Below are 13,542 nucleotides of genomic sequence, written 5' to 3'. Positions count from 1 at the left end.
CCGTCAGATACAGGAACCCGGCCTTCCGTGCTTCAGTTCAGGCCTGAGGACGGAGCATCGCCATGACGCCTTCCGAACGGCCGGGCGGGGAGCCCGGCGCATCGATCGCCCGGCTGATCGCCGAGGCGGCGACGCCCCTTCCGGACCCGGACGACCTGGCGTTCGGGCGCTGCTTCGAGGTCTTCGCCGACGCCCGGGTGGTGCTGCTCGGCGAGGCCAGCCACGGCACGTCGGAGTTCTACCGGGCGCGGGCGGCGATCACCCGCTGGCTGATCGAGCAGCACGGCTTCTCGGTGGTGGCGGTGGAGGCCGACTGGCCCGACGCGGCGGCGATCGACCGCCATGTCCGCTACCGCGGCCGCGCGGACGGGGACGCCGATGCCTTCGCCCGGTTCCCCACCTGGATGTGGCGCAACCGCGAGGTCCAGCAGTTCACCGAGTGGCTACGGGACCACAACCGGATGCGCGCCGCGGCGAGCCGGGCGGGCTTCTACGGCCTCGACCTCTACAACATGTCGGGCTCGATCCGGGCGGTGGTCGACTACCTCGACCGGGTGGACCCGGAGGCGGCCCGGGTGGCGCGGGCGCGCTACGGCTGCATCCTGCCCTGGAGCCGGGAGCCCGCCGTCTACGGCCGGGTGGCGCTCTCCCGCGGCTATGCGCCCTGCGAGGCGGAGGTCGTGGCCATGCTGAAGGACATGCTGGCCCGGGAGCTCGCCGCCCGCGACGGCGACGACGTGCTGGACGCGGCGATGAACGCCCGGCTGGTGCAGAACGCCGAGGCCTACTACCGGGTGATGTACTACGGCGCCGAGGAGAGCTGGAATCTCCGCGACACCCACATGTTCGAGACCCTGGAGGCGCTGCTCGAGGCCAAGGGCCCCGACGCCCGCGCCGTGGTCTGGGCGCACAACTCCCACATCGGCGACGCCCGGGCGACCGGCATGGGGCGCGAGCGGGGCGAGCTGAACCTCGGCCAGCTCTGCCGCCAGCGGTGGGGCGACGAGGCCCGGCTGATCGGCCTCGGGACGCATACGGGGCAGGTCGCCTGCGCCTCCGACTGGGACGAGCCGATGGAGGTCAAGACCGTGGTCCCGTCGCGCGCTGACAGCTACGAGCGGCTGGCCCACGACGCCGGCCGCGCGCGCGCGCTCGTCGACCTGCGGCCTGGCCGTCACGACGAACTCCGCGCCCGGCTGATGGCCCCGCGGCTGGAGCGGTTCATCGGCGTGATCTACCGTCCCGAGACGGAGCGTTGGAGCCACTACGTGGAGTGTGTCCTGCCCGAGCAGTTCGACGCCTACGTCTGGTTCGACGAGACGTCGCCGGTCACCCCGCTGGAGGCCCGCCCCCTTCCCGACCACGAGACGGGGGCGGAGGAGACTTGGCCGTTCGGCCTCTAGCGGGACCCGAGGCTCGCCCGGAGCATCCAGGCGTGTTTCTCGTGGGCGGTGAGGCGGTCGGTGATGAGGCCGGTCGTGACCTCGTCGCCGGCCTGCTGGGCCGCGGGCAGCACCGCGCGGGCGCTGCGGATCAGGGTCTCGTGGTCCGTCGAGAGCTCCGCCAGCATGCCCTCGGCGTCCTGTTCGGGATCGCCGTCCTGGATGCCGGAGAGATTGGCGAAGGTGCGGTAGCCCTGCGGCGCCGTCGCCCCCAGCGCCTTGATGCGCTCGGCGATGTCGTCGATGGCGTTCCACATCTCGGTGTACTGCTCCATGAACAGCGCGTGCAGCGAGGCGAAGTTGGGGCCCCGCACGTTCCAGTGGTAGCCGTGGGTCTTCAGATAGACCGCGTAGGTGTCGGCCAGGAGCCGGGAGAGGCCCGAGGCCACGTCTTCGCAACCCCTGGTGTCGATGCCGGTGTCGATCCTCAGGGACATGGTGCTCTCCTATTCGTTAGGCGGCCGCGGCGCGTTCGCGCCGGCCAATCCGCTCCCACACGCGCTCGTGCACGGCGAAGGCCAGGGTCTGGAAGATGGGCTCGATGAGCCCGATGGCGAGCGCGGCCCGCCAGTCGCGGGTGAGCGCGTAGGCCACGGTGATCGCCACCACCAGGTGCATGATCGAGTAGCTGACGGTCTTCTTGGCGGTGCGCATGGCGACGCTCCTGTTGCGAACGGTTCTCAACATAATCCCCGCCGATCAAAATTCCAAGATCAATTGGAAATTTCTTGGGGTCGGGAAACGGTCGGTCGCAGGTTGCGTTCCCTGGGGGGTCAGTCGGCGCTTGGCGCCGGGCGCCAGCCGGTTATCGTCGTTCAGTCGGACCGCCCACCAGAGGCGGCCGCGGGAGGACGACGCCATGAAGTTCACCTGGTTCAACCTGATGCCGTGGCCGCATCTTCCGGACGACTTCCGGGAAAAGCACCGCTCGGTCTGGGTGGACATCGACCAGAGGCTCTTCGACCCGGCCAGGAGCCACGAGGTCTACAACACCTACATGGACCTCCTGGAGTACGCCGGGACGCTGGGGTTCGACGGCATCGGGGTCAACGAGCACCACCAGAACGGCTACGGCATCATGCCCAGCCCCAACATCATCGCCGCAGGCCTGGCGCGCCGGACGAGCGACGCGGCCCTGGTCGTGCTGGGCAACTCCATCGCGCTCTACAATCCGCCGGTCCGGGTCGCGGAGGAGTTCGCCATGCTGGACTGCATCTCCGGCGGGCGGTTGGTGGCCGGCTTCCCGGTCGGTACGTCAATGGACACCAACTACTGCTACGGCCAGATTCCCAGCCTGACGCGGGAGAAGTACGCCGAGGCCCACGACCTGATCATCAAGGCCTGGACGACCCGCGATCCGTTCGCCTTCAACGGCCGCTACAACAAGCTCCGGCACGTCAACATCTGGCCGCGCCCCATCCAGCAGCCGCACCCGCCGGTGCACATCCCTGGCGGCGGCTCGGTGGAGACCTACGACTTCTGCATCGACAACACCTACTCCTACTCCTACCTCAGCTTCTCGGGTTACCTGCGGGCCCAGGCGCTGATGGACGGCTACTGGCGACGGGTCGAGGAGCGGGGCGCGCCGGACAAGAGCCCCTATCGGGCCGGCTTCGCCCAGACGATCTGCGTGGCCGAGACCGACGAGGAAGCCGAGCGGCTCTACTCCGAGCACGTCAGCTACTTCTACAACCGCTGTCTGCACGTCTATCCGGGGTTCGCGGACGCGCCGGGCTACCGCACCATCAAGACCATCCAGTCGGGGGCGCTGTCGCAGTACGCCCCGCCGAAGGGCGGCTACGCGACGCTGACCTGGAAGGAGCTCACCGAACAGGGCCACGTGATCGCCGGCAGCCCCGAGACCGTGCGCCAGCGGATGGAGGACCTGATCAAGGGGCTGCGGGTCGGCAACATCTTCTGTCTGATGCACGTCGGGAACATGCCCGCCGACAAGTGCATGTACTCGACCCGGCTGTTCGCCGAGAAGGTGATGCCCAAGCTGCGCAACATCTTCCCCGATTATGCCGACGACGACCGCTTCTGGTGCAAGCCGCTCCAGAAGCGGGTCGCGCCAGGTTCCCTGCCCGCCGCGCCGGCGCGCGCGCCGATCCCGGCCGAGTGACGGAGGCGGACATGCTCGAGCTGAAGACCGTCCAGACCCACCACGTTCCGGTCCGCTACATCGAAGGCGGCGCGGGGCCGGAGCTCGTGTTCCTGCATGGCGCCGGCGGCGTGACGCCGGAGGACCCGCTGCTGAAGGCGCTGGCCCGCGACCACCGGGTGATCGCCCCGCTGGTCCCCGGCTACGGCGACAGCGAGGAGGCGCCGGCCATCCGCGACATGCTGGACTTCACCCTGCACACCTGGGACGTGCTCGACGCGCTGGGCGTCCGCGATCCGATCCTGGTGGGCCACTCCATGGGCGGGATGATCGCCGCCGAGATGGCGGCGGTGCAGCCGCACGACGTCTCGCGCCTGGCGCTGATCGCCCCGGCCGGCCTATGGGACGACGACCACCCGATCGCCGACCTGTTCGCCACCCTGCCTTACGAGATGCCGGCCCTGCTGTTCCACGACGCGGCGGCCGGCGCGGCCCTGCTGACTGCCGGGCGCAACGTGGAGGATCCGGGCTTCCTGCAGCAGTACCTGGTGACCAACGCCCGCCAGCTCGGCATGGCCGGGCGGATCCTGTTCCCCATCCCCGAGCGGGGGCTGAAGGACCGCCTCTACCGGATCCGGGCCAAGACGGTGATCGTCTGGGGCGACAGCGACCGCCTGATCCCGCCGGTCTACGCCCACGCCTTCAAGAAGGGCGTCGCCGGGGCGGAGCTGGTCTCCATCCCGGAGGCCGGCCACATGGTGATCCTGGAGCAGACCGAGGCGGTAGCGGCGGCGATCGGCCGCCTGGGCTGATCGCGTCCTAGATCACAAGGCCGATGGCGTTGCCGAAGTTGTGCAGGAGGACGGGCAGCAGCACGCTGCGCGTCCGCAGGGCGAGCCACACGGCGATGAACGAGGGCCCTGCCGTCAGCAGCATGGTCAGCGGGTCGAACTGGAAGGCGCCGTTCGAATAGCCGAAGGCGTGCGCCAGGCCGAACAGGCCGCAGGAGACCACCGCGCCCCAGCTCCAGTCCACGCCCAGGATACGCCTGCGCCCGGGGAAGGCGCGCATGAGCGCGATCAGCAGCACGCCGCGATAGAACGGCTCCTCCTCGAGGCCGGGGAGGGTCAGTTGGAAGGCCACGGTCTCGGCCGAGGCGGGCGCGTTCGGGAAGGCCAGGGCGAGCGCCAGGAAGACCGCGACGTAGGCCCCCGAGACGAGCAGCACCGGCCGCCAGCCGTCATCAGCCTGGGGCAAGGCCAGCCCCGAGGCGCGCCAGCCGAAGGCGGGGAGGGACGCTACGGCCAGGGTGCCGGCCAGCGCCAGCAGCTTGCCCTGCCAGTTCCAGTCCGCGCCGGGCGTGAGGTCGGGCAGCAGGCCGTAGAGACGGGTGAGCAGCAGGTCGTTCAGCAGGACCAGACCTGCGGCCGCGCCCAGCCAGCGGGCGGATACGCCGCCCCGCTGGACGAGCGCGACCAGTCCGCCCGCGGCGAGCAGGATCGCCAGGACGCCCGCCATGCCAATGATTCCGTTCAAGGTCTCGCCTCCGCTATTGATGGGGGAGGCATTAGGGCGCTCTGCGGAAGCCGGCGTCTCAAAAGCCGGCCCAAGGCGCCTCAGAACACGGCCGTGGCGTGCTTCCCGGTCTCCCCCGGCGCGGCGTCCGCGAGCGCCGCGGCCCGGAACGCGCTGGGCGTCCGGCCCTCGATCTCCCGGAACACCCGGTTGAACGAGGGCAGGGAGGCGAAGCCGCTGTCGAGGGCGACGGCGATCAGCTTGTCGCCCCGCCGGGCCGGGTCGGCCAGCATCCGGCGGGCCTCGGCGACCCGGTAGCTGTTCAGGAAGGTCCGGAAGTGGTCGTAGCCCAGCCGCTGGTTGATCAGCCGCCGCACGACCTTCTCGGACCCGCCCACGGCCTTCACGAACTCCCCGAAGGTGAGCTCCGGATCGAGATGGACGCGCTCCACCTCCATGAGCCGCCGGAGCCGGACCAGGGCCGGGTCGGCGTCCGGCTCAGCTTCCGCCGGCGCGGCCTCGGCCACCGGATGGCGCCGCGGCGCCAGGCTGAGGAGCCAGACGGTGAAGGCGAGCAGGGCGCCGTTCTGCGCGATCGCGAACGCCTGCGGCTGCCAGTCCATGCCGAGCACGAGGTCCACGGCGATGTCGGCCGCGAGCTGGCCGCCGAGCGCCGCGACAACGGCCCGCCGCACCCGCCTGCGCCCATAGACGAGGTCTCCCTCGCGATCCCCGAGAAGGCGCCAGCCCAGATGCCCCACCATGACGAGGCCCAGTACGACCAGGACCCAGGAGAGCCCGGCCTGCGCCAGCCGCTCGCCGAACAGGCCGCGGTCGGCGCTGGCGATGACGATCCAGGCCACCCCGATCGCCAGCACCAGGCCGCGCGGGCGGAAGCTGGCGTCGAACACCGCCAGGCAGAACCACCACAGGAAGACGGCGGCGTATCCCGCCAGGATCACCGCCAGGGACCCCAACGGTCCGCCGAGCTGCAGGCTCGGGTCCGGGGTGTTTCCGGCCAGGAAGCCGCAGAGGCAGACGGCGAACGGGACGAAGAAGGCGCGGGCCCGCCCCATCCGGCCGTGCGAGGTCGCCGCCGCCAGGAGCAGGAGGGTCGCGCCGGCGACCCTGATGATCACGTCGAACTGGTCCAGCGGCATCGGCCCATCTACCGATGGCCTGGCGTCGCGCACAAGCCGACCACTTCGCCTGGCCTGGCATGCTGGAGGACTGGGCTAGACTTCCCATATGGGCGTGCGATGCCGCCCTCGACGCCTCTACAAGCCGACCTCTTCGGGGCTCCCGAGCCCGACCTCCCGGAGGGCTTCGACTATCGGCCCGACTTCCTGTCGGCCGAGGAGGAGCAGGCGATCGCCGCCGAACTGGCGAAGCTGCCGTTCGAGCCCTTCCAGTTCCGCGGCTACGAGGCGCGGCGACGGGTGGTGTCGTTCGGCTACCGCTACGACTTCAACTCCGCGCGGCTGGAATCGGCCGAGCCGATCCCGGCGTGGCTGCAGGCGGCGCGCGAACGTGCGGAAGCCTTCGCCGGCGTCTCGCCCGGCGGCCTGCAGCAGCTGCTGATCAACGAGTACCTGCCCGGCGCGCCGATCGGCTGGCATCGCGACCGGCCGCAGTTCGAGAAGGTGGTGGGTATCTCCGTGCTCGCGCCCTGCGTCTTCCGCCTGCGGCGGCGCATCGGCTCTGGCTTCGAGCGCCGGTCGCTGACGCTTGCGCCGCGCTCAGTCTACCTGATCTCGGGCGAGGCCCGGGAGCAGTGGGAGCACTCCATCCCGCCGGTGGCCGAGCACCGCTACTCGATCACCTTCAGGAGTTTCCGCACGGATCGGGCGCCCCGGGCCTGACGCCGGCCTGAGGTTGCGCCGCGGCTGAACAGCGTTCACCTTGCCCGCAATACGGGGAGGAACAACGCATGATCCGGCACGCGCTCTTTGCGGCCACGGCGCTCGTGGCCGCCGGCACGGCCCAGGCGAAGACGCTCATGGTGACGCCCGGCGGCGACGCCCAGGAGAAGATCCAGACCGCGCTGCTGGACGCCAAGTCCGGCGACGTGGTGGAGATCGCCGCCGGCCGCTACGAGCTCTCCGACGGCCTGTCGCTCGACGTGGACAACGTCACGGTGAAGGGCGCCGGGCCCGAGGCCACGGTGCTCTCCTTCAAGGGCCAGAAGGGGGCGGGGGAGGGGCTTTTGGTCACCTCCGACCGCGTCACGGTCCGCGACCTCGGCGTCGAGGACACCCGCGGCGACGGCCTGAAGGCCAAGGGCTCGGACCGCATCAGCTTCGTCAACGTCCGGGTGGAATGGACCGGCGGGCCGAAGGAGACCAACGGCGCCTACGGGGTCTACCCAGTCTCCTCGACCAATGTGCTGATCGACAGGGCGGTGGTGAAGGGCGCCTCCGACGCCGGGATCTACGTCGGCCAGTCGAAGAACATCGTGGTGAAGAATAGCCGCGCCGAGTTCAACGTCGCCGGGATCGAGATCGAGAACTCGTACAACGCCGACGTCTTCGACAACGTGGCGACCCGCAACACCGGCGGCATCCTGGTGTTCGACCTGCCCAACCTGCCGCAGATGGGCGGCCACTCGCACCGGATCTACCGCAACCGGATCGTCCAGAACGACACGCCGAACTTCGCGCCAAAGGGCAACATCGTGGCCAGCGTGCCGGTGGGCACCGGGGTGATGGTGATGGCCAACAGGAACGTCCACGTGTTCGACAACGAGATCGACGGCAACCAGTCGGCGGCCGTGATGCTGGTGAGCTACACCCAGACGTTCGACGACAAGACCTACAACCCGCTGCCGCGGGACGTGGTGGTGCGCGGCAACCGGATGGGTCGGAACGGCTACGATCCCAAGTTCGCCGGCGCCGAGATCCTGGCCAAGGCGGTGGGCGGAACCATCCCGCCGGTGCTGTGGGACGGCGTCACGGCGCACCCGCAGAATACTGACGCGGTGCGCGTGCGGATCGAGGACGGGCCGGTGCTGAACCTCAGGCTCGCCGGTCCCGGCCAGCTGATGAGCGCCGATCCGACCGTGACGCCGACGGCCGGCGATGCGGCCATCACCGAGCCCAGGGCGGTGGTGCTGCCGGCGGAGCAGGCCGGGCTTTGAAGCGACTGCTCGCCAGCCTCGCGGCGCTTCTGAGCCTGGGCGCCGCGCCCGCGCCGAGCGGGGTAAGCATGACGGCCCTGCTGGCGGAGACTCCGGCCCCGACGCTCGACGTCTACGGCCTGTTCGTGGACTCAGGTGGGCGCCAGCCCAGTCCGCGGGTGATCCCCTACGGGCTGAACACACCGCTGTTCAGCGACTACGCCGAGAAGGCCCGCTATGTCTTCGTGCCCGAAGGCAAGGCCGCCCGGTACGCCGCCGAGGGCGCGCTGGACTTTCCCGTCGGCACGACCCTGGTGAAGACCTTCGCCTATCCGGCCGACCTGCGCCGGCCGGCCGACGACGTGCGGCTCGTCGAGACCCGGCTCCTGATCCACAAGGCCGACGGCTGGGCGGCCTACGCCTATGTCTGGAACGCTGCGCAGACGCAGGCGGTGCTGAAGCGGGCGGGCGCCCGGCTGCCGGTGAGCGTGGTGGATGCGACGGGCAAGCGGCGCGACATCGACTATGCCGTGCCGAACCAGAACCAGTGCAAGGAGTGCCACCAGGTCGACAAGGCGATCGCCCCGATCGGCCCCCGGGCGCGCAACCTCAACGGCGACTTCGCCTATGCCGACAGCCGGGAGAACCAGCTCGCCCGCTGGACGCGGCTGGGCATCCTGGCGGGCGCGCCGCATTCGGCCGCGGCCCCGCGGACGGCGGTCTGGGACGATCCCGCCGAGCCGCTGGCGGCGCGGGCCCGGGCCTACCTCGACGCCAACTGCGCCCACTGCCACAACCCGGCGGGGATCGCGTCGAACTCGGGCCTGTTCCTGCAGCTGGAGGAGACCCGCGCGGCCAACCTCGGCGTCGGCAAGCGGCCGGTGGCGGCGGGCCGCGGCTCCGGCGGCCTGGAGGTCTCCATCGAGCCCGGCCACCCGGAGAAGTCGATCCTGGTGCACCGCATGGCCTCGTCGGAGCCGGGGGTGATGATGCCCGAGCTCGGCCGCAGCCTCGTCCACGAAGAGGGCGTGGCGCTCATCCGGCAGTACGTGGCCAGCCTGAAGCCCTGAACCGCACCCTGTTGGGGTTGGTGGCAGCATCGCTTCGCATAGGGGGCGAGGCGTGGGTTGACGATGGCAAGGACCGTCCCCGCAGGGTGCGGGCGAACGGGCGGGAAGTCCAAGATTCGGTGGGGTGAAGTTCAGCGACCGGCCTGGGCGAGCGCGGGGCCGCCGCCCTGGAGCTGGGCCAGCAGCGGCGCGTCACGGCCGTAGATGTCCTCGCGCAGCGCCAGGCCGCCACCGCTCGGCATGGCTGTGAAGTAGGTGATGTAGACGGGGACGGGTTTTTCCAGGTTCACCTGCTGCTCGATCTCCTCGCCGGCGGCCTTTTCGAGGGCGGTGTCGCCGAGGAGTTGGGCGGCGAGCGCGACGGCGTCCTCGAGGCGCACGCAGCCGGAGCTGACGTAGCGGGCCTCCTCACCGAACACCGCCTTGTTGGGCGTGTCGTGCAGGTAGATGCCGAGCGGATTCGGCAGCATCAGCTTGACCTTGCCCATCATGTTGCGCGGGCCAGGCCGCTGGCGCACCCGGACCTCCAGGTCGCCCCGGTAGATGGCTTCCCAGTCGAGCGTCGCGGGATCGAGCTCGGGCGAGTCGTCCTCGTAGCCGGCGAACACCACCATGCCCTCCGTCTGGAGGTAGCCCAGGCCCTGGTCGAGGACGTTGCGGGCGACGGTGGTGCGCACGAGGTCCGCCGGAATGTTCCAGTAGGGGTTGAAGATGGCGTGGCGGATCAGGCCGGTCATCAGGGGGGTCGGCTGGTCGGGCTTGCCGACGGCGACGCGCATGGCGGTGCGCAGCTCGCCGTCCTCGTAGAGCCAGAGCTGGCGCGCGGCGGTGTCCACCAGGATGAACCGGTCGCCGAATTCGGCGGGCAGGGCGCGGGCCCGCTCCAGGTTGGCGAGGATCAGGCTCTCCTCGCCGAGATCGGCCTCGCCAGCTTCCGCCCGGGCGCGGTAGGCGGCCAACGCACGGCGGAAGCCGTCGTAGATCGGGTTCATGCGGGTGACGGCCGCGAGGTCGGGCTCGTCGCCCTGCGCGGCCTGGTCGAGGACGGCGCGGACGGTGAGCGGCGGCGAGCCGACCTGCGGATCCACGAAGGCCTGACCGGCGTCGCCTCGGCCCTGACGCAGGTCGAGGACGAAGTCCGCCAGCGTGCGGGACAGCATCAGTTCGGCCTCGGCCAGGCGGGCGGGATCGCCGGTCGCGGCGGCGGCGAGCGCGGCGGCCAGGTCGTCGGGCCGGTAGCGGCCGGCGTCGAGGCCGTCGGCTTCGGCGTCACGGACGCGATCGAGCAGGGCCTGCGCCTGCGGCTTCAGCCCGCCGTCGATCCAGACCGGCGCGTGGCCGCGTGCGGCGTAGAAGGCGGCGAGATCGCCGTCATCGGCGGCTGGGGCCAGCAGGCGGTAGCGGACCTCGGCGCGCAGCACCGTGTCGGCGATTGCCGAGCCCGACCAGGGGTCCGGGAGCTGGGCCTGCGCCGGGGCCGCTGCGGCGGCCAGGCCGAGCGCCGTCAGGATGGTAGCGGCGAGAAGCGCGCCCGGTCGGCGACCGGACGCGCTGGTCGAGGGGGCTATGGTCAGCCCCGCTCGCCGGTGCTCGGCGCGGGGGCCGGAGCCGGCGCAGGAGCCGGTTCGGGCATCGGCGCCGGGGCGGGGGCCGGAGCCGTCTCGGCGACCGGCGCGTAGGAACCCGTGTCGGCGGCCATCTCGTCGTTGTTGCTGGCGCAGGCGCTCAGGAGGCCCGCGGCGGCGACCGCGCAAACGATGAAGCGCATCTTGTTCTCCTCATGTCGTGAAGCGACGCCGTGTAATTTTTCACGGCGCGGCTTGGTTCCGCCGTTCTGCGAAATGAGGCGAAGGTCGCGCAGAGGTGATCGGGGCGGGCTACTGGGCGTGGGCGGGCGCCTCCGCGCGGGCGGCGGCCTGAGTCTCGAGTCCCGCCCGCCAGAGCAGGTAGGCCCGCAGATCCTCCGCGGCGCCCTCGTCGAAGTGGCGGCGGAAGCCGGCCATGCCGTTGGCCTTCAGGGCGCCGTCGAGCACGATGGCCCGGAACCCCTCCGGCTCCAGGATGGCCGGCGAGCGCGCGAGGTTCGGCAGGTAGGGTCCGGCCTTGTGGCAGGCGGCGCAGTACTGGTCGTAGACCACCCCGCCCCGGTCGGCGTCGCCGGCGGACCGCGTGGCAAGCGACAGGTCCAGCGCGGCCGGAAGCACGTCCTCGGGATAGGGGGGCGGCTTCGCCGTCCCGCCCAGGCGGAAGACCAGCAGCCGGCCCTTGCGCCGCGCCTGGTCGCCGCCGCCCGCGCCGCCGGCCCCGACCATCAGGGCCAGGTGCTGTTCCCCGTCGATCGCGTAGGTCATGGCCGGCGCGATGACATTGGCGCCGGCGTCGTGGGTCCAGAGCGCCTGGCCGGTGGCGGCGTCATGGGCGGTGAAGCGGGGGCCGACGGCGTGGAAGACGAGGCCGCCGTCGGTGGCCAGCACCCCGCTCGTCCACGACCGCTCGAAGGGGACCTTCCACCTCGCGCGGCGGGCGACGGGGTCCCAGGCGATCAGCTCGCCGCGGGCGGGCTCGCGGGCACCCGGACGGACCAGCTTCGCCGAGGGCCCGTCGGGGTAGCGGCGCATGCCGGTGTTCCAGAGGCCCGGCGCGAACCGGAAGTGCTGCGGATCGGCGTAGTTTCCGCGGCCGAGCTGGGCGGGGATGTAGACGAGGCCGGTCTTCGGGCTGAACGCCATCGGCTGCCAGTTGTGGCCGCCGAGCGCGCCCGACATCTGGCGGCTCACGGCGCCGTTCGCATAGCGGGCGGAGGGCGCCTCCACGGGCCGCCCGGTCGCGAGGTCCACGCGCTCGGCCCAGTCCACGGGCACGTATTTGTCGGCGGAGAGCAGCCTCCCCGTGGCGGCGTCGAGGACATAGAAGAAGCCGTTCTTCGGCGCCTGCATGACCACGCGGCGCGAGGTCCCGCCCACCGGCAGGTCGGCCAGCATGATGTGCTGGGTGGCGGTGTAGTCCCAGCTGTCGCCGGGCGTGGTCTGGTAGTGCCAGACGTATTCGCCGGTCTCGGGTTTCAGGGCGACGATGGACGACAGGAAGAGATTGTCGCCCCTGCCGCCCGAGCGGAGCTTGTGGTTCCAGGGATTGCCGTTGCCGACGCCCACGAAGACCAGGCCGGTCCCGGGGTCGTAGGTGATGGCGTCCCAGACCGTGCCGCCGCCGCCGCTCTGCTTCCAGGCCCCGTCATTCCAGGTGGCGCCGGCCTTCGCCTTCAGCACCCCGTCGGAGGCCGCCCCGTCCGCCGCGCCCGTCGGGTTGGGCGTGGTGTAGAAGCGCCAGGCGAGCTTCCCCGTGGCTGCGTCATAGGCCGAGACGTAGCCCCGCACGCCGTATTCGGCGCCGCCGTTGCCGATCAGCACCTTGCCCTTCACCACCCGGGGCGCGCCGGTGATGGTGTAGGGCTTCGAGGCGTCGGTGGTCTGCACCGTCCAGGCGGGCTTGCCGGTCTTCGCATCCAGGGCGATCAGCCGCCCGTCCAGGGTCCCGACGTAGAGCCGGCCCTTCCAGAGCGCCGCGCCGCGGTTGACCACGTCGCAGCAGGCGTTGAAGCCCGCCTCGCCGGGGACCCTGGGGTCGTAGCTCCACAGCCGCGCCCCGGTCCTGGCGTCGAAAGCGTGGACCTTGGACCAGGCGGTGGTGGTGTAGAGCACGCCGTCGTGGACCAGCGGCGTCGCCTCCTGGCCGCGGTCGGTGTCGAATTCCGCCCACCAGGCGACGCCGAGGCGGCGGACGCTCGTCCGGTCGACCTGCGTCAGGGGGGAGAAGCGCTGCTCGTCGTAGGTGCGGCCGTAGGTCAGCCATTCACCCGGATCGGCCCTCTCGATCGCCGCGCCGTCGACGCCTTTCCCGCACGCCGCCAGCGCCAGCCCCACGCACAGCGCCGCGGCCAGCCGCACCACCCGTTCCATACGCATTCCCCCGCACTTTTGCGGCGGAGCTTCGCAGAGGAATCGGGAGGCGGCTACTCGCCGTAGGGCGAACGGGTGGAGATCGGCGCCTCGGGATCGGTCGGCGGCGGCGTCGCCGGGGTGGGGGCCGGCGTGGGCGCGGGCTGGGGAGCGACGACCAGCGGCGGCGGGACCACCAGCGGGGCCGGCGTCACCGCCGGCGGCGCAGGCTCGGGCGCCTCGGCCTCCGTCGGCTGGGGCCCGGCGGCCGGACGGGGCGCGCGCCTGGGAACGGCAGCCGTCCGCACGGGGGCGCTCTCCACAGAGCCGCGCAGGACCCGCGCGGGTGCGGCCGGGTCCGTGG

13 protein-coding genes and 1 pseudogene are annotated in these 13,542 nt (G+C 71.4%); 6 read left to right on the top strand and 8 right to left on the bottom strand.

The window, feature by feature from the left end:
- Positions 1 to 62: 62 nt before the first annotated feature.
- Positions 63 to 1,403 (top strand): erythromycin esterase family protein, encoded by a 1,341-nt coding sequence (locus V7Z97_RS10370; protein WP_334163340.1) that lies wholly within the window; start codon positions 63 to 65, stop codon positions 1,401 to 1,403.
- Here V7Z97_RS10370 and V7Z97_RS10365 read toward each other — a convergent pair.
- Together V7Z97_RS10365 and V7Z97_RS10360 are read right to left on the bottom strand one after the other, a co-directional pair.
- Positions 1,400 to 1,879 (bottom strand): Dps family protein, encoded by a 480-nt coding sequence (locus V7Z97_RS10365; protein WP_334163338.1) that lies wholly within the window; start codon positions 1,877 to 1,879, stop codon positions 1,400 to 1,402. The two genes, V7Z97_RS10370 and V7Z97_RS10365, sit on opposite strands and share 4 nt — an antisense overlap.
- Positions 1,880 to 1,895: 16 nt before the next feature.
- Positions 1,896 to 2,096: a DUF2061 domain-containing protein gene (locus V7Z97_RS10360; RefSeq protein WP_334163337.1), complete on the bottom strand. Its 201-nt coding sequence runs from the start codon at positions 2,094 to 2,096 to the stop codon at positions 1,896 to 1,898.
- A gap of 205 nt (positions 2,097 to 2,301) precedes the next feature.
- On the opposite strand from V7Z97_RS10360, the gene V7Z97_RS10355 reads away from it, so the two are divergent.
- Both V7Z97_RS10355 and V7Z97_RS10350 read left to right on the top strand, forming a co-directional pair.
- Entirely contained in the window at positions 2,302 to 3,564 is a 1,263-nt protein-coding gene (locus V7Z97_RS10355) for an LLM class flavin-dependent oxidoreductase (RefSeq protein WP_334163335.1), read from the top strand.
- An 11-nt stretch (positions 3,565 to 3,575) separates the two neighbouring features.
- The gene (locus V7Z97_RS10350; protein ID WP_334163333.1) at positions 3,576 to 4,355 is read left to right on the top strand and encodes an alpha/beta fold hydrolase; all 780 of its coding nucleotides are present in this window, start codon (positions 3,576 to 3,578) and stop codon (positions 4,353 to 4,355) included.
- 7 nt (positions 4,356 to 4,362) lie between these two features.
- On the opposite strand, the gene V7Z97_RS10345 is transcribed toward V7Z97_RS10350, so the two are convergent.
- Both V7Z97_RS10345 and V7Z97_RS10340 read right to left on the bottom strand, forming a co-directional pair.
- Positions 4,363 to 5,079 carry a CPBP family intramembrane glutamic endopeptidase, BDIM_20840 family gene (locus V7Z97_RS10345; RefSeq protein WP_334163332.1) on the bottom strand — a complete coding sequence of 239 codons (717 nt, stop codon included), beginning with the start codon at positions 5,077 to 5,079 and terminating at the stop codon, positions 4,363 to 4,365.
- Positions 5,080 to 5,159: 80 nt separating this feature from the next.
- A complete protein-coding gene (locus V7Z97_RS10340) occupies positions 5,160 to 6,218 on the bottom strand; it encodes an AraC family transcriptional regulator (RefSeq protein WP_334163330.1) in 1,059 nt (352 codons plus the stop codon).
- Positions 6,219 to 6,317: 99 nt separating this feature from the next.
- Here V7Z97_RS10340 and V7Z97_RS10335 point away from each other — a divergent pair, with 99 nt between their 5' ends.
- The 3 genes from V7Z97_RS10335 to V7Z97_RS10325 all read left to right on the top strand — a co-directional run bounded on the left by V7Z97_RS10335 (position 6,318) and on the right by V7Z97_RS10325 (position 9,243).
- Complete coding sequence (locus tag V7Z97_RS10335) at positions 6,318 to 6,920, top strand: alpha-ketoglutarate-dependent dioxygenase AlkB (RefSeq protein ID WP_334163328.1); 603 nt, start codon at positions 6,318 to 6,320, stop codon at positions 6,918 to 6,920.
- 68 nt (positions 6,921 to 6,988) lie between these two features.
- Positions 6,989 to 8,194, top strand: coding sequence for a parallel beta-helix domain-containing protein (locus V7Z97_RS10330; protein WP_334163326.1), 1,206 nt, complete (start codon positions 6,989 to 6,991; stop codon positions 8,192 to 8,194).
- A complete protein-coding gene (locus V7Z97_RS10325) occupies positions 8,191 to 9,243 on the top strand; it encodes an SO2930 family diheme c-type cytochrome (RefSeq protein WP_334163324.1) in 1,053 nt (350 codons plus the stop codon). The genes V7Z97_RS10330 and V7Z97_RS10325 overlap by 4 nt, the downstream gene beginning before the upstream one ends.
- A gap of 131 nt (positions 9,244 to 9,374) precedes the next feature.
- Here the strand turns inward: V7Z97_RS10325 and V7Z97_RS10320 are convergent, their stop codons facing one another.
- From V7Z97_RS10320 to V7Z97_RS10305, 4 genes and pseudogenes are all read right to left on the bottom strand, one after another.
- Entirely contained in the window at positions 9,375 to 10,664 is a 1,290-nt protein-coding gene (locus tag V7Z97_RS10320) for a L,D-transpeptidase family protein (RefSeq protein ID WP_334163321.1), read from the bottom strand.
- 149 nt (positions 10,665 to 10,813) lie between these two features.
- Entirely contained in the window at positions 10,814 to 11,011 is a 198-nt protein-coding gene (locus V7Z97_RS10315; RefSeq protein ID WP_334163318.1) for a hypothetical protein, read from the bottom strand.
- A gap of 109 nt (positions 11,012 to 11,120) precedes the next feature.
- Positions 11,121 to 13,205: a PQQ-dependent dehydrogenase, methanol/ethanol family gene (locus V7Z97_RS10310; protein WP_334163316.1), complete on the bottom strand. Its 2,085-nt coding sequence runs from the start codon at positions 13,203 to 13,205 to the stop codon at positions 11,121 to 11,123.
- A 47-nt stretch (positions 13,206 to 13,252) separates the two neighbouring features.
- Positions 13,253 to 13,542, bottom strand: a pseudogene (locus tag V7Z97_RS10305) (hypothetical protein); the annotation flags it as partial.

Origin of the sequence: Phenylobacterium sp., from assembly GCF_036821595.1 — a bacterium.
In the GTDB taxonomy this organism is placed as follows: Bacteria; Pseudomonadota; Alphaproteobacteria; order Caulobacterales; family Caulobacteraceae; genus Phenylobacterium.
Note: the sequence above shows the minus strand (reverse complement) of the source record. Positions and strands in the feature narration are given on the sequence as shown.